The sequence below is a fragment of the Stenotrophomonas sp. YJH_SMC_12-1 genome (assembly GCF_059370935.1).
Window position 1 is genome coordinate 22,763 of sequence record NZ_JCAFUD010000007.1, and the last position, 19,777, is coordinate 42,539.

Consider the following 19,777-nt stretch of genomic DNA (forward strand, 5'->3'; position numbering starts at 1 on the left):
TGCCGTTACTTCAGGCTGATCGTGGTGTTGACGCCGTGGCTCAGCGTCTCGTCATCGAACCAGCGCGCGGTGACCGTCTTGGTCTGGGTGTAGAACAGCACCACCTGCTTGCCGTACGGGCCGAGGTCACCCAGCTTGGAGGCGCGCGAACCGGTGAACGAGAACAGCGGCACCGGCACCGGGATCGGCACGTTGATGCCGACCTGGCCGACGTCGATGTCTTCCTGGAACTTGCGCGCGGCCGCGCCGGACTGGGTGAACAGTGCGGTGCCGTTGCCGTTCGGGTTGCTGTTGACCATCGCGATGGCGTCTTCCAACGTTTCCGCTTCGAGGATGACCAGTACCGGCCCGAAGATTTCTTCCTGGTAGATGCGCATGTCGGTGGTGACACCGGCAAAGATGGTCGGGCCGACGAAGTTGCCCTTCTCGAAACCATCGACCTGCGGCTTGCGGCCGTCGAGTACCAGCTTGGCGCCCTGCTCCACGCCCGAGGCGATCAGGCCTTCCACGCGCTCACGGGCGCTGCAGGAAATGACCGGGCCGACGTCGGTGCCGGACACGGTGCCGGCGCTGACCTTCAACGTCTTGGCCTTTTCGACCAGGTCCTGCACCCAGTTGCGCGCCTCACCGACCAGCACCAGAGTGGAGGCGGCCATGCAGCGCTGGCCCGCGGCACCGAAGGCGGCACCGACCATCGCGTTGAGGGTCTGTTCCTTGTTGGCGTCCGGCAGCACCACGGCGTGGTTCTTGGCGCCCATCATGCACTGCACGCGCTTGCCGGCCAGCGAGGCGCGGTTGTAGACGTGGGTACCGACGCGGGTGGAGCCGACGAACGACACGGCCTTGATGTCCGGGTGGTCGCAGATCGCGTTGACCACTTCCTCGCCGCCGTGGACGACGTTCAGCACGCCCTTCGGAATGCCGGCTTCCAAGGCAAGCTCGACCAGGCGCATGGTGACCATCGGGTCCTGCTCGGACGGCTTGAGGATGAAGGTGTTGCCCGTTGCAATCGCCATCGGGAACATCCACAGCGGGATCATCGCCGGGAAGTTGAACGGGGTGATGCCAGCGCACACGCCCAGCGGCTGCATGATCGTGTAGGTGTCCACGCCATTGGCCACGTTGTTGGCCAGCTCGCCCAGCTGCAGGTTGCCGATGGCGGCGGCGTGCTCGACCACTTCCAGGCCACGGAACACATCGCCTTCGGCGTCTGGCAGGGTCTTGCCCTGTTCGGCGGTGAGGATGTGGGCCAGCTCGCTCATGTTCTCGCGGATCAGCTGCTGGTACTTCAGGAAGATGCGCGCGCGGGTACCGATCGGGGTCTTGCGCCAGGTCTTGAAGGCTTCCTTGGCGGCGGCGACGGCGGCGTCCACTTCGCCGGTGGTGGCGAACGGCACTTTGGCCAGCACGTCCTGGGTGGCCGGATTGATCACGTCCTGCCAGTGGGAGGTGGCCGATTCAACGAACTGGCCATCGATCAGCATGCGGATACGGGGCGCTGCAACAGTCATGACGACAATCCCACGGGGTGCGAAAGATGCTTGGCATTATTCACATCACCCGTCTCGATTTCCGGGCTGAATCCGCTTAATCTGGCCAACACGCCAGACGATTCATGTTAATTCTGTGAATTATTCAGCCACCCAGCGGCAGCTTGGCCTGCGCTTGCTACGGCTGCGCGAGCAACGCGGCTACAGCCAGGTGGACCTGGCCCGCGCCTTGGGCCTGTCGGCCAGTTACCTGAACCAGATCGAGCGCAACAAACGCCCACTCACCCCGGCCGTGCAGAAGAAGCTGGGCGAGGTATTGGGCGATGTTTCCTCACTGTTCGACGAAGATGAGCCCGCTGCCCTGCAGGAAGCCCTGGGCGAGACCCTGCGCGACCTCGGCTTGGCCGAAGTCAGCGCGACCGAGCTGCGCGCCCTGGCCGGCAACCTGCCGCAGGTCAGCCGCGCACTGCTGGACCTGCACCGCCGCCACCTGGCGCTGCGCGAGCATGCCGCCGCGCTGGAGTTCCAGCTGGGCGAGCCCGGTGCCGGCAGCACCCTGCCCGCCGGTGACCAGGTGCGCGAGTTCTTCAACCGCATGCACAACCACATCCCCGAACTGGACGAGCTGGCCGAGCAGCTGTTCGCCGAATGGGGGCTGTCGCCCGGGCATGTGGCACCGCGGCTGCGCCAGCTGCTGGCCGACCGCCATGGCGTGCTGGTGGAAGTGGCCGCACTGCAGGCCGGGCGCGAGAAACGGCAATACGATGCCGATGCGCGGCGGCTGTGGCTGCCCGATTACCTGGAGCCCGGCCAGCAGGCGTTCCAGATGGCGGCCGAGCTGGCCCTTCACGGCTACCTGCCGCAGATCGATGCGGTAGTGGCGCGCGCTGGCTTTACCGATGAGGCACGCATCGCGCAGGCGCGGATTGGCTTGTCGAATTACTTCGCCGGTGCGTTGGTGATGCCGTACATGCGTTTCCTGCGTGCGGCCGAGACCAGCAGTTACGACATCGAGCTGCTGGCGCACCAGTTCGGCGTGGGCTTCGAAGCGGTCTGCCATCGGCTGAGCACGCTGGCACGGCGCAGTGCGCCCGGGCTGCCGTTCTTCTTCATCCGCGTGGACCGTGCCGGCAACGTGTCCAAACGCCATTCGGCCACCGATTTCCACTTCTCGCAGGTGGGAGGGTCGTGCCCGCTGTGGATCGTCTACGAGGCGTTCAACCAGCCCGGGCGCATCCTCACCCAGACCGCGCGCATGCCCGATGGCCGCCGTCATTTCTGGCTGGCGCGGCAGGTCAGCAGCGGGCCGGTGGGCCATGGCCAGCCACGCAAGACGTTCGCGGTGGCGTTGGGCTGCGACCTGCAGCATGCCGAACGCCTGGTGTATTCGCTGGGGCTGGATGTACAGAGCCCGGGGAACTCGGTGTCGATCGGGCCGGGTTGCCGGGTGTGCCCGCGCGAGGACTGCATGCAGCGCGCGTTCGCGCAGTTGCCGGGGCGGTAGGGGGTTCTGCAGGGCTGCGCCCTGCACCTGCGGTAGTGCCGGCCGCTGGCCGGCAACCTCAAAAGCAACAGCGGGCTTTCCGTGGGATGGCGGGGTGGTGTCGGATTGCGGGGACGCCGTGAACCCGTCCCTGAAGTGACCCCCGGCATCCATGCCGCGGACACCCCGCAATCCGACACCAGCCCGCCTTCGACAGTTTCCTCCTGGTGCTGGAACCTGATGCTGATGCTGATGGTGATGCTGATGCTGATGGTGGGTGCCGACCGTTGGTCGGCACGCTCTGGCCCTGCGCGAAATGCATCCACGCATGGCGTGGATCTACTACCGGCTCAGTAGATCGGCGTCACCTTCATCTGCGGCAGCGGACGCGGTGCGCCGTCGGTAAGGTCCGGGCCGAGGTCTTCCCAGGTACGTCCCTGCTCGACCATCAACCCCCACAGCTGCTGCGAGGCCGCCCGCTTGTCTTCCGAGCCCAGCTTGTACGACGGCGGTGCCGGTTCCCCGCGGGCAACCATCGCGTACGCCGCGCGGTAGGCCAGTACCTGCTGCGCCGGATCATCGGTGCGTGCCACTTCCAGCGTGTAGCGCTGGTAGGCCGAGGCCAGGTTGCGCCAGCGGATCCAGTAGTGGTTCTCGAACGAGAACGAACAGAAGCGCGCACCGGCTAGGCTGCCCTTGTCGGCGATGCGGGTCAGCACCTCCTGCGGCATGTCCAGGTTCATGCCGCCTTCGTCGCCCTGCAGGCTGACGTGCACGATGCGGTCGCGGTAGCCCGGCGCGCGCGCCTGCAGCAGATCGCGCCAGTTCTGCATGGTCGCCACCACCGCGAACAGGAAGCGGCCCAGCTCGGCGGCCGCCAGCGGTGTGGCGATCGACTGGTAGGTGCGCTGCCAGCCGTGTCGGTTCTCGGTGGGCAGGAACACCGCGTGCTCCAGCGACTGACGGCCACTGCTGCCGTGGTTCACCTCTTCGGCGTGCTGCGGGTAGACCAGATTGATGGCGAAGGTCGGCCAGCGCGGCAACGCGGCATCGAACAGATGGATCGGGAAATTGCTGCTGATGCCACCATCGGAGAACCAGCAGATGCGGAAGGCGGTGATCACCGGGCCGCAAGCCTGCCCGGCGCTGGTCAGCCCTTCCATGCTGTCGGCCACGTTGTGCTCGGGGTCGGCCGCCGGCGTGGTCGGCTCGCAGCGTCGTTCGCGGCGTGAGGGTTCATGCAGCGGCACCGCGCTGATCAGCAGCGGGAAGCTCAGGCTCATGCGCGTGGCCACCAGCACCGGCAGCTTCGGGCCCGGCGGCAGGTGGTAGTACTGCCGCCCTTCCACCTCCAGCGGCGGGCCGGCCTGCGTCACCAGCCACTGCACCACGCTGGCCGGGAACAGCTGCTCGAATTCCTCGCGCAGGAACCAGAACTGCGCGCCGCCCAGCGGCAGCGTGCGCGGCTCGTTGTGCGACACGCAGGTGGTGATCATCTGCAGGCTGATCGCATGCGGGCTGTCCGGCTCGCCGGCATAGCGCGGCGCATCGTGCAGGTCGGCGAAGGTGAGCGGTGCATCCAGCGGCTTGCCGGACAACTGCTGCAGGCATTCGTGCAGCCACTCGGTCAGTGCCGGCGTGCGTGCATCGCGGCCGAGGCCGCTGCACAGGCCCAGCAGATTGCGTCGCGCCACGCGTGCCACACGAAGCGCGGCACCGGCCACACCCGCACCGTACGCGCACAGCAGCGACGGCAGCAGCGTGGCCGCCACCCCGCTCCAACCACCGCCCCACCAGCCCAGGCCGAGCAGCAGCGCCAGCGACACCAGCACTTCCAGCGGCGCGATCTCGAACACGGCAACGGCCAGGCACAGCAGCTTGTGCGGCAGGCTGGCATTGCCGGTCAGCACCACCAGCAGGCGATAGGCCGCGCGTGCGCCGCGTGCGGGCTGGAACAGGCTGTAGATGAAGCCGCGCCGCGACAGCTGCGCCGACACCGCCGACAACCCGCCATAGCCTGCATCGCCGGGCAGGTGCTCGCCGGCCTGCTGGCGACGATCACCGCAGGCCGCCGCAGCCGCCACGGCGGCGGCGATGGCGCCGGCCGAAGTGCCGCCGATGCTCTTGAAGCGATACTCGCGCGCCAGCGCCAGTACCGCATTGGGGTACACGATGCCGCTGGTGATGCCGCCTTTCATGACCAGATCGCAGTACTTGTCCGCCACTGTCTTGCCCCCGAGCATGCCGTCCGCCGCGTGGGTGCCAGTATGGCGCAGGGGCTTCTCAGGGCCTGAGAACAACGGCGCAGTCCGCGCACGCAATGCGCCGTTCAGCAGAAAGCACGGCTGCAGGCTTGACCCGCCCCGCCATCGGCGTAGCATCTGCAGCAAGCCAAGGGACAGACCCGCGGCTGCCACAACGACATGAGGGATTCTCATGGAATTCGACTATCTCGTCTTCATCGGGCGATTCGAGCCCTTCCACAACGGCCACGCCGCCGTTGCCCGCCTGGCCCTGAGCCGGGCCCGCAAGCTGATCTTCCTGGTCGGCTCTGCCGATACCCCCCGCAGCCTGCGCAATCCCTGGACCGCGGCCGAACGCGCCGTGATGATCCAGGCCGCCCTCGATGGCCACACCGACCGTCTGCTGATCCGCCCGCTGCGTGACCACCTGTACAACGAAGCGCAGTGGATCGCCAACGTGCAGCGCCAGGTGGCTGAAGCCCTGCGCAACGACGGCGCCGCCGCCGATGCGAAGGTGGGCCTGATCGGCATGGACAAGGACGCGTCCAGCTACTACCTGCGCGAGTTCCCGCAGTGGCCGCTGGTGGACGTGCAGCATACCGCCACCCTGTCGGCCACCGAGCTGCGGCGCTACCTGTTCGAAGCCGGCGACGTCGACTTCCACGGCGCGCTGCTGATGCTGCGTGGCAATGTGCCGGCGCCGGTGTACGACATGCTTGAAGCGTTCCGCAAAAGCGCGCCTGCCTATGGCCAGCTGGTCGCCGAGTACCGCTTCATCGAACAGTACAAGGCCGCCTGGAAGGATGCGCCCTACGCGCCCACCTTCGTCACCACCGATGCGGTGGTGGTGCATTCAGGCCACGTGCTGCTGGTGCGTCGCCGCTCGGAACCCGGCAAGGGGCTGTGGGCGCTGCCCGGCGGCTTCGTCGGCCAGGAACAGAGCCTGCTCGACAGCTGCCTGCGCGAACTGCGCGAGGAAACCCGGCTGAAGATTCCGCTGCCGGTGCTGAAGGGTTCGCTGAAGGGCCAGCAGGTCTTCGACCACCCCGACCGCAGCCAGCGCGGCCGCACCATCACCCACGGTTTCCACTTCGAATTCCCGGCCGGTGAACTGCCGCCGGTGCGCGGCGGCGACGACGCAGACAAGGCGCGCTGGATACCGGTGAGTGAAGCCCTGGACATGGGCCCGCAGCTGTTCGAAGACCACCTGCACATCCTGGAGTATTTCCTCGGCCGCGGCTGACAGGCCCGGCCCCCCCACTGGCGGATAGACCGCTGGTGTCACTCGACGCGAAGGAGCTTCCGTCATGCACTACCTCGATAATCTTCTCCTCAACACCGACAGCTACAAGGCCAGCCATTGGCTGCAGTACCCGCCGGGTACCGATGCCACGTTCTTCTACGTCGAATCACGTGGCGGCCTGCACGATCGCACGGTGTTCTTCGGCCTGCAGGCGATCCTCAAGGACGCGCTGGCACGACCGGTCACCCACGCCGACATCGACGACGCTGCTGCGGTATTCGCCGCCCATGGCGAACCGTTCAACGAGGCCGGCTGGCGCGATATCGTCGACCGGCTTGGCGGCCACCTGCCGGTGCGCATCCGCGCCGTTCCCGAGGGCAGCGTGGTGCCCACCCACCAGGCACTGATGACCATCGAGTCGACCGATCCGGCTGCGTTCTGGGTGCCGTCGTATCTGGAAACGCTGCTGCTGCGCGTGTGGTATCCGGTCACCGTGGCCACCATCAGCTGGCACGCACGGCAGACCATCGCCGCGTTCCTGCAGCAGACCAGCGACGACCCGCAGGGGCAGCTGCCGTTCAAGCTGCACGACTTCGGCGCGCGCGGTGTATCGAGCCTGGAATCGGCCGCGTTGGGCGGTGCCGCGCACCTGGTCAACTTCCTCGGCACCGATACCGTGTCGGCGCTGTGCCTGGCACGCGCGCACTACCACGCACCGATGGCCGGCTATTCGATTCCGGCCGCCGAGCACAGCACCATCACCAGTTGGGGCCGCGAACGCGAGGTGGACGCCTATCGCAACATGCTGCGCCAGTTCGGCAAGCCCGGTTCGATCGTGGCGGTGGTGTCGGACAGCTATGACATCTACCGCGCGATCAGCGAACACTGGGGCACCACCCTGCGCGATGACGTGATCGCGTCGGGCGCCACCCTGGTCATCCGTCCCGACTCGGGTGACCCGGTGGAGGTGGTGGCCGAAAGCCTGCGCCGGCTGGATGAAGCCTTCGGCCACAGCCTCAACGGCAAGGGCTATCGCGTGCTCAACCACGTGCGGGTGATCCAGGGCGATGGCATCAATCCGGACACCATCCGCGCGATCCTGCAGCGCATCACCGACGACGGCTACGCCGTCGACAACGTGGCCTTCGGCATGGGCGGTGCACTGCTGCAGCGGCTGGACCGCGATACGCAGAAGTTCGCGCTGAAGTGCTCGGCGGCGCGGGTCGAGGGTGAGTGGATCGACGTCTACAAGGATCCGGTCACCGACGCCGGCAAGGCCAGCAAGCGTGGCCGCATGCGCCTGCTGCGCCGCCTGGACGATGGCAGCCTGCATACGGTGCCACTGCCGGCCAATGGCGACGACACCCTGCCGGACGGCTTCGAGGACGCAATGGTGACCGTGTGGGAGAACGGCCGCCTGCTGCACGACCAGCGGCTGGACGACATCCGCACGCGGGCGGCCGTGGGGCATTGAAGGTGCATCCCGACCGGGGTTGGATCCCGTTGCAGCGCAGCGGGCTCTGCCCCCTGCGCTCTTGACCGGCGCCACCAACAGGTCCACCTTGCACACGCCGAAGGTATCCCTCCCATCGCTGCGGCGCGGGGAGGGATTTAAACGGGAATCCGGTGAAGGCGCCTCGCGCGTCCATTCCGGAGCTGCCCCGCAGCGGTGAATGGAAACGAATCCTGCCAACAGCACTGGGCTCGCGCCTGGGAAGCGGCAGGTAGTAGGTGGGCTGCGGCCCGAGTCCATCAGCCCGAATACCGGCCCCGGCCGGGGGACACGACCGTCCCCTGACTCGACCTGGAATCTCCGCGGGGAGGTTGCCGGGGCCGTCGTCGTCCTGCGCGTGCAGGCGATGTGGCCGCGCGCGTCCTGTTCACGGTATCCGGCCAGACCCGTTCACCCACGCGCTGATGCATGGGCCACCGCCGTTGCCGGCGGTCCATGCGGTACCTGACGATGACCGAGCTCCAACGCCCCACCCTGACCCTGCCCGCCGACGGCAAGCGCCTGCTGCTGCATTCGTGCTGCGCGCCCTGTTCCGGCGAAGTGATGGAGGCGATCACCGCCTCCGGGATCGACTACGCGATCTTCTTCTACAACCCCAACATCCACCCGGTGAAGGAGTACGAGCTGCGCAAGCAGGAGAACATCCGCTTCGCCGAGCAGCACGGCATTCCTTTCATCGACTGCGACTACGACACCGACAACTGGTTCAGCCGTGCACGCGGCATGGAAAACGAGCCCGAACGCGGCATCCGCTGCACGATGTGCTTCGACATGCGCTTCGAGCGCACTGCGCTGTACGCGCACGAGCACGGCTACGACACCATCAGTTCTTCGCTGGGCATCTCGCGCTGGAAGAACATGGCGCAGATCAACGACTGCGGCATCCGCGCCGCCTCGCGCTATGAAGGCCTGCAGTACTGGGACTACAACTGGCGCAAGGGCGGCGGTGCCAGCCGCATGATCGAGATCAGCAAGCGCGAGCAGTTCTACCAGCAGGAATACTGCGGCTGCGTGTACTCGCTGCGCGATGCCAACCGCCATCGCCGCGAGAATGGCCGCGAGCGGATCAAGATCGGCCTGTTGTACTACGGGCAGGACGCTGGGACGCCGCAGGACGATTGACGTGCAGGCATGGGGCGGCCACGCTGGTCGCCCCTTCTGTTGTACCGGAACTGCCATGACCGCCCTGCCCGCCGATGTCGCCCTGCTGGTGATCGACCTGCAGCCGGACTTCATGCCCGGTGGCGCCCTGGCCTGCGACCAGGGCGATGCGCTGGTGGCACCCATTGCCGATCTGCTGGCGCAGCGCCGCTACCGCACCGTGGTGGCAACACAGGACTGGCACCCGGCCGACCATGCCTCGTTCGCCAGCCAGCACCCCGGCCAACGCCCGTTCGAGACCATCCTGCTGCACGCGCAGCCGCAGACCCTGTGGCCGGACCACTGCGTGCAGGGCAGCGCCGGTGCCGCCCTGCACCCGGGCGTGGACTGGACCGTGGCCGACCTGATCCTGCGCAAGGGCACGCGCCAACAGGTGGATTCGTACAGCGCCTTCCGCGAGAACCACGGCCCCGAGGGCGAGCGCCCGGCCACCGGCCTGGCCGGCTGGCTGCATGAACGCCGCATCCGCGAAGTGCACGTATGCGGCCTGGCCCGTGACTACTGCGTGCTGTGGAGCGCGCAGGACGCGGTGAAGTCCGGCTTCCGGGTGAAGTTCCTGTGGGAGCTGACCAAGCCGGTGACCGAAGCCAACGACGTGATGGTGCGCGAGGCGCTGGGCAAGGCGGGGATCGCGATCGTCTGAGGCGTGACCGCCGGGCATGGCCCCGCGCTATCGCGCACGTCGCTTATGCTGCTTGCGCGCTCCTGCCCACAACAACACAATCGATTCATCCAGCCCCCTAACTACGCCCCCCTATAGATCGCGGGACGGCCGAACCGGGGACTTTTCATTGGATGAAATCAGGATTCGGTAGTGCCGGCCGCTGGCCGGCAACCTCGGGACCTCTGCAGTTGCCGGCCAGCGGCCGGTACTACCGGATAGCACCCGTGGTAGCGCCGGGCCATGCCCGGCGGACGCGGGATGGGCGATTACCGGAATACCACCGTGCGATGCCCGTTGAGCAGGATGCGGTGCTCCACATGGCGGCGAACCGCGCGTGCCAGCACCAGCGATTCGGTATCGCTGCCCAGCCGCACCAGTTCACGCGGTGCCATCGCGTGGTCCACGCGGGCCACGTCCTGTTCGATGATCGGGCCTTCGTCCAGGTCCTCGGTGACATAGTGCGCGGTGGCGCCGATGATCTTGACCCCACGCGCGTGTGCCTGGTGGTACGGCTGCGCGCCCTTGAAGCTGGGCAGGAAGCTGTGGTGGATGTTGATGGCACGGCCGGCCAGCGCGCGGCACAGCGTGGGTGACAGGATCTGCATGTAGCGCGCCAGCACCACCAGGTCGATGCGTTCGCGCTCGACGAGGTCGATGATCTGCTGCTCCTGCACCGCGCGTGTATCGGCGGTCACCGGCAGGTGGTGGAACGGCACCTGGTAGGACGCCGCCAGCGGCGCGAAGTCGGCGTGGTTGGACGCCACTGCTGCGATGTCCACCTTCAGCTGGCCGCTGTGGGCGCGGAACAGCAGGTCGTTGAGGCAATGCCCCTGTTTGCTGACCAGCACCAGCAGCCGCGCGCGGCGTCGGCCATCGTGCAGCTGCCAGTCCATGCCGAAGCCTTCGGCAAGCGTGGCCATGGCGGCGTGCACGGTCTCCAGCGGCAGGCCGGCATCGCGGTCGAAGTGCACGCGCAGGAAGAAGCGGCCACTCTCCTCATCGCCGAACTGCTGGGCGTCGAGGATGTTGCAGCCGTGGTCGAACAGCAGGCCGGACACGCGGTAGACGATGCCGGTGCGGTCGGGGCATGACAGGGTAAGAATGGAATCGGGGCGCATCGCCACAGTGTAGGGCAGCGCCCTGCCCAGCGGCCGGATGATCACGGGTGCAACCGACCTGCTTGGTTCAGTACCAAGCGATACTTGGACCTTCCCGTGGCAAGCTGGTCGGTCATGAACCTGTTGCAACTGATCCGCAGCTTCACCCGCACCGCAGAGACCGGCAGCATTGCCGCCGCGGCCCGCATCCTTGGCATCAGCGCCACCGCGGTCGGCCAGAACATCAACCGGCTGGAGGCCCATCTGGGCGTACGGTTGCTGAACCGGAGTACGCGGCAGCTGGCCCTCAGCGAGGCCGGCGCGCTGTACCTGGCGCAGGTGCGCCACATCGAAGCCGACCTGGCGCGCGCGCAGGCGATGGTCACCGCCGGTGACATCGAACCGGCCGGGCCGCTGCGCATCGCCAGCAGCAGCGCCTTCGGTCGCCACGTGCTTGCCCCCTTGTTGCCTTCACTGCAGCAGCGCTACCCACAACTGCAGCTGGAGCTGCGCCTGACCGACCGCGCCGTGCAGCATGGGCCGGAAGCGGTGGATGCCAGCATCCGCATCGGGGCGCAGCTGGAGGACGGCGTGGTCGCGCGGCAGCTGGCGCGTGTTCCGTTCGTGTTCTGTGCCTCGCCGGCCTACCTGAAGGCGCACGGCACCCCGCAACAGCCTTCCGAACTGGGCGGTCATCGCGGGTTGCTGCACCGCTTCCCTACCGATGGCCGGCCATTGCGCTGGGGCCTGCTGAAGGACGGCCAGCGCGTGGACGCCACGCTGCCACCGAGCATGGTCTGCGATGACATCGATGCGCTGGCGACGCTGGCGGCGGCCGGTGCCGGCATCACCCGGCTGGCCGCATTCGTGGCCGAGCCGTACCTGCGCGAGGGCCGCCTGCAGGCGGTGTTCGGCGCCGACACCGCGTGGCGCCCGGAACCGATGGAGGTCTACTTCTGCGTCAGCGACCGCCGCGATTTCACCGCCAAGATCCGCGCGCTGTTCGAACACCTTCAGGCCGGCATCGCGCCGGCCTGGCGGGTGTGAGCCTCAGCGCGTCTTGAACACGCCGCGCGCATCGCGCGGCTCGCAGCGCAGGTACTGTGGCGCAGGTTCCACGCTGTCGCGCAATGCGGCAGCGGCATGCCACGGCCAGCGCGGGTCGTAGAGGATGCCGCGCGCCAGGGCCACGGCATCGGCGTGGCGATGGCGCAGGATCGATTCGGCCTGCTCGGGCTCGGTGATCATGCCCACGGCGATGACCGGCATGCGCACCTTGGCCTTGATCGCTGCCGCGAACGGCACCTGGTAGCCCGGACCGACGGTGATCTTCTGGCGTTCGTCCAGGCCACCGCTGGAGACGTGCAGGAAATTGCAGCCGCGCGCGTCCAGCACCTGGGCCAGCGCTTCGCTCTGCACCAGATCCCAGCCGCCATCGACCCAGTCGCTGGCGGAGATGCGCACGCCCACGGCGACCTTGTCCGATACCGCCGCACGCACGGCGTCGAACACTTCCACCAGCAGGCGCAGGCGGTTCGGCAATGAGCCACCGTAGCCATCAGTGCGACGGTTGCTCAGCGGCGACAGGAACTGGTGCAGCAGGTAGCCGTGGGCGGCATGCAGCTCGATCAGCTCGAAGCCGAGGCGCTCGGCACGCACCGCACTGGCGGCGAAGGCGGCGATGACCTCGGCGATGCCGGCCTCGTCCAGTTCCTGCGGTGCCGGATCGGCGGCGTGGAACGGCAGCGGCGACGGCGCCACGGTGGCCCAGCCACGCGCATCGTCGGCCGGCAGCTGGCCACCGCCGTCCCAAGGGCGGTTCACCGAGGCCTTGCGACCGGCATGGCCGAGCTGGATGCCCAGCGGCATCGGCGACCAGCGGCGGACGCTGGCCAGTACCTGTGCCAACGCGGCCTCGGTGCCGTCATCCCAAAGGCCCAGGTCGGCCCAGCTGATGCGGCCACGCGGCTCGACCGCGGTGGCTTCCAGGATCAGCAGGCCGGCGCCGGATTGCGCCAGGTTGCCCAGGTGCATGGCATGCCAGTCGCTGGCGCGGCCGTCTTCGGCGGAGTACTGGCACATCGGCGCGACGACGATGCGGTTGGACAGGGTCAGGGGGCCGAACGAGATCGGCGAAAACAGCTGGCTCAAGACAGTGATGGACGACGTAGGGGATGCGTATTGCACCGCCGCACGGCTCCGGGATCAACCATCTGGATGGATCGCTGTTTCGCGGCGGCGGGTGGCCTGTAGAGTCGACTGACAGTCGACTCTACCCAGCCGATGGTTCGATAACCGACGCCAGGGCCTCAGCACAATCGCGTTCATCCTTGAACTGCAGCAGGTCGTCTGCACGGGTGCGGCCACGGTTCAACGCCGCCACCGGCAGTCCTGCTTTGGCCGCCGCCTGCACGAAGCGGAAGCCGGAATAGACCATCAGCGACGAGCCCACCACCAGCACGGCGTCGGCCTGCTGCAGGTGCTCGTGCACCGCCTCCACCCGCTCGCGGGGCACGTTTTCGCCGAAAAATACCACGTCCGGCTTCAACACCCCGCCGCAGTGCGGGCACCCGGGTACCACGAAGCTGGAGAAATCGGTCTCCAGGTCGGCGTCGCCATCAGGCGCGACGCCGGCCTCCAGCGCATCCCAGCCGGGGTTGGCGTCCAGCAGGCGCTGCTGGAAGTCCTCGCGGCCACTGCGGCGCTCGCAGCCCATGCAGCGCACCAGGTCCAGGCGGCCATGCAGGTCGATCACGTTACGGCTGCCGGCGCGCTGGTGCAGGCCGTCCACGTTCTGGGTCAGCAGCACCTGCAGCTTGCCACGGCTTTCCAGTGCGGCCAGGGCCTGGTGGGTACCGTTGGGCCGGGCCAGGCCGAAGCGCGGCCAGCCCAGCAGGCTGCGCGCCCAGTAGCGCTGGCGGGTAGCCGTCTCGCCCATGAAGGCCTGGTAGGTCACCGGTGGCGTGCGTTTCCACTGGCCGTCGCTATCGCGGTAATCGGGAATGCCCGAGGCGGTGCTGCAGCCGGCGCCGGTCAGCACGAACAGGCGCTGGGCGCGGTCGATGAAGTCGGTCAGTGGCGGGGTCATGGCTGCCAGATGGGGGCGCCGCAGCGCCCCCGCAAGCGCCGGTCGGTTGTCCGGGTCAGGCCGCCGGCAGCGGCGGCACCGCGATCGGGTGGCCTTCCTCGTCCAGCGCGATCATCACGAAGTGGCCGCGGGTGCACAGCTTGCGCTCGCCGCTGTGCAGGTCTTCGGCGACCAGTTCCACCTCCACCTTCATCGAACTGCGGCCGACTTCGACGATGCGGCCGATGGTTTCCACCATCTGGCCGATGCGGATCGGCAGCTTGAAGTCGACCTGGTCGCTGCGCGCGGTCACCACGGTACGGCGCGAGTAGCGGGCGGCAGCCAGGAACGCGGCCTTGTCCATCCACGCCAGTGCCTGGCCACCGAACAGGGTGCCAAGGTGGTTGGTGTGGTTGGGGAAGACGATTTCGGCCATGCGCACTTCGATGGGCGGCACGGTCTCGGGGATCGGGGTCATGGGGGAGCTTCGGTGTGGGGTGCTGCGGATTCTAAGCGACCGGCGTGACGGCCATCGGAATGCACGTGCAACGGTCACCCGGCAGCGGTGCCTGCGCAGGCCGCGCCTGCAGCAGGCGTTACACTGCGCCACGCCCACTGCCAGGACCTCCCATGCCCGCCACTTCCGACCTGCTGGCCTTTGCGCTGGTTTCGCTGGCCATGGTGCTCACGCCCGGGCCGAACATGATCTACGTCATCTCGCGCTCGATCTGCCAGGGGCCGATGGCGGGACTGATCTCGCTGGGCGGAGTGGCACTGGGCTTCGTGTTCTACATGCTGTGCGCGGCATTGGGCATCACCGCCCTGCTGATGACGGTACCGTTCGCCTACGACGCGCTGCGCATCGGTGGCGCGCTGTACCTGCTGTACCTGGCCTGGCAGGCGCTCAAGCCCGGTGGCCGTTCGCCGTTCGCGGTGCGCGAACTGCCGCAGGACAGCCCGCGCAAGCTGTTCACGATGGGATTCCTGACCAATCTGCTGAACCCGAAAGTGGCGGTGATGTACCTGTCGCTGCTGCCGCAGTTCCTGCACCCGGACAGCGAAGGCAGCGTGCTGATGCAGTCGATCGTGCTGGGCTCCACCCAGATCCTGGTCAGCGTCAGCGTGAACGGCATGATCGCGCTGACCGCCGGCAGCATCGCCGGCTTCCTGGCCGCACGCCCGACCTGGCAGATGGTGCAGCGCTGGCTGATGGGCACGGTGCTGGCCGGACTGGCGGTGCGCATGGCGGTGGAAGGGCGGCGCTGATCGCGGCGTGCCCTCCAGGCGATACGCCCGGCCCCGTAATCAGAACAGTTCAGCGTGGTAGAAGCTTGGTTGTGCCGACCAGGCCTTGATATCGCCACATTGCGGCACGCTGGTGTAGTACAGGCGGATGGGTATGGCGGAGACCTTCGCACTCATCAGCATGGCGTAGGTTGCCTTGCAAACCTCGGGCGGCATGCTGAAGTCGCCTTTGCTGACGATGTTGCAGACCGCGTGGATGGGCGAGACGGTGGTCGCCACGAACACCTTGCCGCTGGCATCGATGGAAACGTTGGTCACCTTGGAATCGCAGTTCGTGCCATGGGCGAGGGGCGGACAGGCGACCAGGACGGCGAACAGTCCCCCCATCCACCCACGAAACACGGTCCTGCGGGTTGCTGTTCCAGGCACTGCAGTCTCCATTGCGACCTCCAGGGTCCATTCAGTTGCGCCACCATGGCAGGACCACGCGCACGGAAACCCGGCGCTGGGATTGTCCACGCGTCATTCCTGCAGTCGCTTCCCCTTTTCCTCCAGGCCCGGCAGGGGTACGACGCACTGCCGCCACTGGCGTCCAGCGAGAATAGCTCATCCTTCTGATGCGCAACGAAAAACCCCGGCATTGGCCGGGGTTCTTCGTTGCGACAGGCCGGGCCGGTTCGATCAGAAGTTCATGTCGAAGGCGACTTCGCCCTGCACGCCGACCTGGTAGGCCGAGACGCGGCGTTCGAAGAAGTTGGTCAGTTCCTGCACGTCCTGCAGTTCCATGAACGGCAGCGGGTTGCGCACGTTGTACTTCTTTTCCATGCCCAGCTTGGCGAAGTGCTGGTCGGCACAGTGCTGCAGGTACTGGCGCATGTCGCGGGTGGAGATGCCGGCCACGCCGCCGGACAGCACGTCCTCGGCGAACTGCACTTCGCATTCGATGGCTTCGGCCAGCATGTCGTAGACCTGCTGCTTCATCTCTTCGTCGAACAGGTCCGGTTCTTCCTCACGCACCACGCGCACCGACTCGAACGCGAACTCCATGTGCGCGCTCTCGTCGCGGAACACCCAGTTGGTGCCCGAGGCCAGGCCCGGCAGCAGGCCGCGCGAACGGAAGTAGTACACGTAGGCAAAGGCCGCGAAGAAGAACAGGCCTTCGATGCAGGCGGCGAAGCAGATCTGGTTGAGCAGGAACTGGCGGCGCTGTTCGCGGGTCTCGATGCGGGTCAGGCTCTGGATCGAGTCGATCCACTTGAAGCAGAAATCGGCCTTCTTCTTGATCGAGTCGATGTTCTCCACCGCCGAGAACGCCTTGGCGCGCTCTTCCGGATCCGGCAGGTAGTTGTCGAGCAGGGTCAGGTAGAACTGCACGTGCAGCGCTTCTTCATACAGCTGGCGCGACAGGTACATGCGCGCTTCCGGCGCATTGAGATGCTGGTACAGGTTCAGCACCAGGTTGTTGGAGACGATCGAGTCGCCGGTGGCGAAGAACGCGACCAGGCGGTGGATCAGGTGGCGCTCGCCCGGCGACATCTTGCTGTGCAGGTCGGTGATGTCGATCTGGAAGTTGATCTCTTCCACCGTCCAGGTGTTCTTGATCGCGTTCCGGTACATGTCATAGAACTGCGGGTAGCGCATCGGGCGCAGGGTCAGTTCAAAACCGGGATCGAGCAGCATCTGCTTGGGCTTGTCGGCCATGGGTGTTTCCTTGAATTCCTGGGTGAGCCGCCGGGCGTGGCCCGGCGCTACCGTGGGTGTTTTTCCGCAGCCGAGCATGGCTCGGCTCTACAGGTGCGAGGTGTTCGAGTGCCGACCAACGGTCGGCACCCACCGCGCGGTGTGTTACTGGCAGGCCTCGCAGGCTTCCGGGTTTTCCAGCGAGCAGGCGATGGCTTCGTCCGGGCTGAATACCTTGGCCGGGGCCGCAGCGCTCACCGTGGTCTTGGCGATCTTGGTGGCCGGGCGCGAACGCAGGTAGTAGGTGGTCTTGATGCCCTGCTTCCAGGCGTACATGTACATGGAGGACATCGCGCCGATGTTCGGGCTTTCCATGAACAGGTTGAGCGAGGCCGACTGGTCGATGAAGGCGCCACGTTCGGCGGCCATGTCGATCAGCGAACGCATCGGCAGTTCCCACGCGGTGCGGTAGACCTCGCGCAGCGTTTCCGGAATCTGCGCCACGCCGGCGATGGAACCTTCGGCCAGCTTGATGGCATCGCGCATTTCCGGCGTCCACAGGCCCAGCTTCTTCAGCTCGTTCACCAGGTAACGGTTGACCTGCAGGAAGTCACCGGACAGGGTTTCGCGCTTGAACAGGTTGGACACCTGCGGCTCGACGCACTCGTAGCAGCCGGCGATCGAGGCGATGGTCGCGGTCGGCGCAATCGCGATCATCAGCGAATTGCGCAGGCCGTGTTCCTTGATGCGGGCGCGCAGGGCGTCCCAGCGTGCGGTGTCTTCCGGCACCACGTTCCAGGCGTCGAACTGCAGTTCGCCACTGGCGGCGCGGGTGTCGTTGAACGACGGGTGCTTGCCACGTTCCTGGGCCAGCTCGCAGGAGGTTTCCAGCGCGTGGAAGTAGATCGCTTCGGCAATCTTCTTCGACAGGGCGCGGGCTTCGGCGCTGTCGAACGGCAGGCGCTTGCGGAAGAACACGTCCTGCAGGCCCATGCAGCCCAGGCCGACCGGACGCCAGCGCAGGTTGGCGCGGCGGGCGGTTTCGATCGGGTAGAAGTTCAGGTCGATGACGCGGTCGAGCTGGCGCACGGCCAGGCGCACGGTCTCGGCCAGCTTCTCGAAATCGAACTCGTTGTGCTCGTCGAAGTGGTTGCCCAGGTTGATCGAACCCAGGTTGCACACCGCGGTTTCATCGTTGGAGGTGACTTCCAGGATTTCCGTGCACAGGTTGGACAGGTGGATCACGTTGCCCGGACGCAGGGTCTGGTTGCTGGCGCGGTTGCACTTGTCCTTGAAGGTCATCCAGCCGTTGCCGGTCTCGGCCAGCGTACGCATCATGCGGGCGTACAGCTTGCGGGCGGAGATGGTGCGGTTGGCCTTGCCCTGGGCTTCGGCCTGCAGGTAGGCGGCCTCGAAGGCTTCGCCGAACAGGTCGGTGAACTCCGGCACGACGCGCGGATCGAACAGCGACCATTCCTGGTCGGCTTCGACGCGCTTCATGAACAGGTCCGGCACCCAGTTGGCCAGGTTCAGGTTGTGCGCACGGCGGGCTTCGTCACCGGTGTTGTCACGCAGTTCGAGGAAGTCCTCGATGTCGGCGTGCCAGGTTTCCAGGTACACGCAGGCCGCGCCCTTGCGCTTGCCGCCCTGGTTCACCGCGGCCACCGACGAATCCATGGTCTTCAGCCACGGCACGATGCCGTTGGAGTGGCCGTTGGTCGACTTGATCAGCGAGCCACGCGAACGCACGCGGGTGTAGCTGACGCCGATGCCGCCGGAGAACTTCGACAGCTGGGCGATGTCGCCGTACTTGGCATAGATCGACTCCAGCGAGTCCTGCGGCGAGTCCAGCAGGAAGCACGAGGACAGCTGCTCGTGGGTGGTGCCGGAGTTGAACAGGGTCGGGCTGGACGGCAGGTAGTCCAGGTTGCCCATGCGCTTGTACAGCGCCAGGGTCTCGGACACGTCCTCGCTCAGCGCACTGGCGATGCGCAGGAAGAACTGCTGCGGGGTCTCGATCACCTTGCGGGTGTGCGGGTGGCGCAGCAGGTAACGGTCGTACAGGGTACGCAGGCCGAAGTAATCGAAGTTCAGGTCCAGCGCGCCGTCGATGGCGTCGTTGAGCTTGCGTGCATTGGTCTGCACGAAGTTCAGCAGGCGGTCGTTGATCAGGCCGACTTCATGGCCACGGCTGACCGACTGCGAGAAGGCGTAGATTTCCTGGCCCGAGACTTCCTTGGCGATGTAGTTGGCCAGCAGCCGCGCGGCAAGGCGGCCGTACTCGGGCTCTTCACCGATCAGCAGGGCGGCGGTGCGGATGGACAGCTCGTCCAGCTCGCGGGTGGTGGCGCCGTTGTACAGGCCGGAAATGGTGCGGGTGGCCACGCGCATCGGATCGACGGCGTGCAGGCCTTCAGAGGAACGCTGCACCGCGCGCACGATCTTGTTCAGGTCCACCAGTTCGGTGGTCCCATTGCGCTTGGTCACACTCATCGCGTTGGCCGTCGGCGGCGACGTCAACAGGAACTCGCTTTCCTTCTCGATGGTGGCGCTGGATTCGGTGCTCACGGCGTGTGTCCTCTTGGCGTGATTGGGGGTGCTCGATGCATCGGGTGACGCGGCCCGGGACATGACAGCCCAGGGTGACAGGACGGCGTCGCAGGGAATGAGACCTGCGCCGGCCACTGCCGTTGACGATCGCGGAGGGGTACTGGGGCCACCCCCTGGAATTGGGGTTGCTGCGACCGACGGCCACAAGATAGTGGGGGTAATGGGGTCCGTCAACGCCAAATGTAGTGAAATTCGGCAATCCCTTGCGCCGCAAGGATCGTGCCATCGACGCCTGGATCGGACGCTTCAGACCTGCCGGAACGGGCTGCGCAGTCAAGCCC

The 19,777-nt window shown here is 66.8% G+C and carries 16 protein-coding genes and 1 riboswitch; of the genes, 7 read left to right on the top strand and 9 right to left on the bottom strand.

The features are described 5' to 3' along the window. Positions 1-5 precede the first annotated feature (5 nt). The gene (locus AC5P8Y_RS13760; protein WP_012478809.1) at positions 6-1,511 is read right to left on the bottom strand and encodes a CoA-acylating methylmalonate-semialdehyde dehydrogenase; all 1,506 of its coding nucleotides are present in this window, start codon (positions 1,509-1,511) and stop codon (positions 6-8) included. Between the two features lie 115 nt (positions 1,512-1,626). Between AC5P8Y_RS13760 and AC5P8Y_RS13765 the strand changes: the two genes are divergently transcribed. Beyond that, the gene (locus AC5P8Y_RS13765; RefSeq protein ID WP_033833498.1) at positions 1,627-2,994 is read left to right on the top strand and encodes a helix-turn-helix domain-containing protein; all 1,368 of its coding nucleotides are present in this window, start codon (positions 1,627-1,629) and stop codon (positions 2,992-2,994) included. Between the two features lie 329 nt (positions 2,995-3,323). On the opposite strand, the gene AC5P8Y_RS13770 is transcribed toward AC5P8Y_RS13765, so the two are convergent. Continuing rightward, positions 3,324-5,216 carry a patatin-like phospholipase family protein gene (locus AC5P8Y_RS13770; protein ID WP_049403796.1) on the bottom strand — a complete coding sequence of 631 codons (1,893 nt, stop codon included), beginning with the start codon at positions 5,214-5,216 and terminating at the stop codon, positions 3,324-3,326. Between the two features lie 193 nt (positions 5,217-5,409). On the opposite strand from AC5P8Y_RS13770, the gene AC5P8Y_RS13775 reads away from it, so the two are divergent. The 4 genes from AC5P8Y_RS13775 to pncA all read left to right on the top strand — a co-directional run bounded on the left by AC5P8Y_RS13775 (position 5,410) and on the right by pncA (position 9,776). Continuing rightward, on the top strand, positions 5,410-6,459 hold the full coding sequence (locus AC5P8Y_RS13775; protein ID WP_495202023.1) for a bifunctional nicotinamide-nucleotide adenylyltransferase/Nudix hydroxylase: 1,050 nt from the start codon (positions 5,410-5,412) through the stop codon (positions 6,457-6,459). Positions 6,460-6,523: 64 nt separating this feature from the next. Then, positions 6,524-7,933 carry a nicotinate phosphoribosyltransferase gene (locus AC5P8Y_RS13780; protein WP_049403798.1) on the top strand — a complete coding sequence of 470 codons (1,410 nt, stop codon included), beginning with the start codon at positions 6,524-6,526 and terminating at the stop codon, positions 7,931-7,933. Positions 7,934-8,016: 83 nt separating this feature from the next. Continuing rightward, a riboswitch (cobalamin riboswitch) is annotated at positions 8,017-8,246 on the top strand. A gap of 161 nt (positions 8,247-8,407) precedes the next feature. Continuing rightward, positions 8,408-9,094 carry an epoxyqueuosine reductase QueH gene (locus tag AC5P8Y_RS13785; protein WP_005407678.1) on the top strand — a complete coding sequence of 229 codons (687 nt, stop codon included), beginning with the start codon at positions 8,408-8,410 and terminating at the stop codon, positions 9,092-9,094. 55 nt (positions 9,095-9,149) lie between these two features. Then, positions 9,150-9,776 carry a bifunctional nicotinamidase/pyrazinamidase gene (gene pncA, locus AC5P8Y_RS13790; RefSeq protein ID WP_049403799.1) on the top strand — a complete coding sequence of 209 codons (627 nt, stop codon included), beginning with the start codon at positions 9,150-9,152 and terminating at the stop codon, positions 9,774-9,776. Between the two features lie 287 nt (positions 9,777-10,063). Here pncA and purU read toward each other — a convergent pair whose 3' ends face one another. Beyond that, positions 10,064-10,915, bottom strand: coding sequence for a formyltetrahydrofolate deformylase (gene purU, locus AC5P8Y_RS13795; RefSeq protein ID WP_005411937.1), 852 nt, complete (start codon positions 10,913-10,915; stop codon positions 10,064-10,066). A gap of 114 nt (positions 10,916-11,029) precedes the next feature. Between purU and AC5P8Y_RS13800 the strand changes: the two genes are divergently transcribed. After that, complete coding sequence (locus AC5P8Y_RS13800) at positions 11,030-11,941, top strand: LysR family transcriptional regulator (protein ID WP_111108756.1); 912 nt, start codon at positions 11,030-11,032, stop codon at positions 11,939-11,941. A gap of 3 nt (positions 11,942-11,944) precedes the next feature. Here AC5P8Y_RS13800 and AC5P8Y_RS13805 read toward each other — a convergent pair whose 3' ends face one another. From AC5P8Y_RS13805 to AC5P8Y_RS13815, 3 genes are all read right to left on the bottom strand, one after another. Then, positions 11,945-13,045, bottom strand: coding sequence for an NADH:flavin oxidoreductase/NADH oxidase (locus AC5P8Y_RS13805; protein WP_005411935.1), 1,101 nt, complete (start codon positions 13,043-13,045; stop codon positions 11,945-11,947). Between the two features lie 121 nt (positions 13,046-13,166). Further along, positions 13,167-13,982 carry an NAD-dependent protein deacetylase gene (locus AC5P8Y_RS13810; RefSeq protein WP_049403802.1) on the bottom strand — a complete coding sequence of 272 codons (816 nt, stop codon included), beginning with the start codon at positions 13,980-13,982 and terminating at the stop codon, positions 13,167-13,169. Positions 13,983-14,037: 55 nt separating this feature from the next. Continuing rightward, complete coding sequence (locus AC5P8Y_RS13815; RefSeq protein ID WP_005407672.1) at positions 14,038-14,439, bottom strand: acyl-CoA thioesterase; 402 nt, start codon at positions 14,437-14,439, stop codon at positions 14,038-14,040. 152 nt (positions 14,440-14,591) lie between these two features. Here AC5P8Y_RS13815 and AC5P8Y_RS13820 point away from each other — a divergent pair, with 152 nt between their 5' ends. Then, on the top strand, positions 14,592-15,227 hold the full coding sequence (locus tag AC5P8Y_RS13820; RefSeq protein WP_005407671.1) for a LysE family translocator: 636 nt from the start codon (positions 14,592-14,594) through the stop codon (positions 15,225-15,227). 39 nt (positions 15,228-15,266) lie between these two features. On the opposite strand, the gene AC5P8Y_RS13825 is transcribed toward AC5P8Y_RS13820, so the two are convergent. The 3 genes from AC5P8Y_RS13825 to AC5P8Y_RS13835 form a co-directional block, all read right to left on the bottom strand. Then, positions 15,267-15,725, bottom strand: coding sequence for a hypothetical protein (locus tag AC5P8Y_RS13825; protein ID WP_227416083.1), 459 nt, complete (start codon positions 15,723-15,725; stop codon positions 15,267-15,269). Between the two features lie 162 nt (positions 15,726-15,887). Then, on the bottom strand, positions 15,888-16,907 hold the full coding sequence (locus AC5P8Y_RS13830) for a ribonucleotide-diphosphate reductase subunit beta (RefSeq protein WP_005407669.1): 1,020 nt from the start codon (positions 16,905-16,907) through the stop codon (positions 15,888-15,890). Between the two features lie 144 nt (positions 16,908-17,051). Further along, positions 17,052-19,454: a ribonucleoside-diphosphate reductase subunit alpha gene (locus tag AC5P8Y_RS13835; protein ID WP_495202024.1), complete on the bottom strand. Its 2,403-nt coding sequence runs from the start codon at positions 19,452-19,454 to the stop codon at positions 17,052-17,054. Positions 19,455-19,777: the final 323 nt, after the last annotated feature.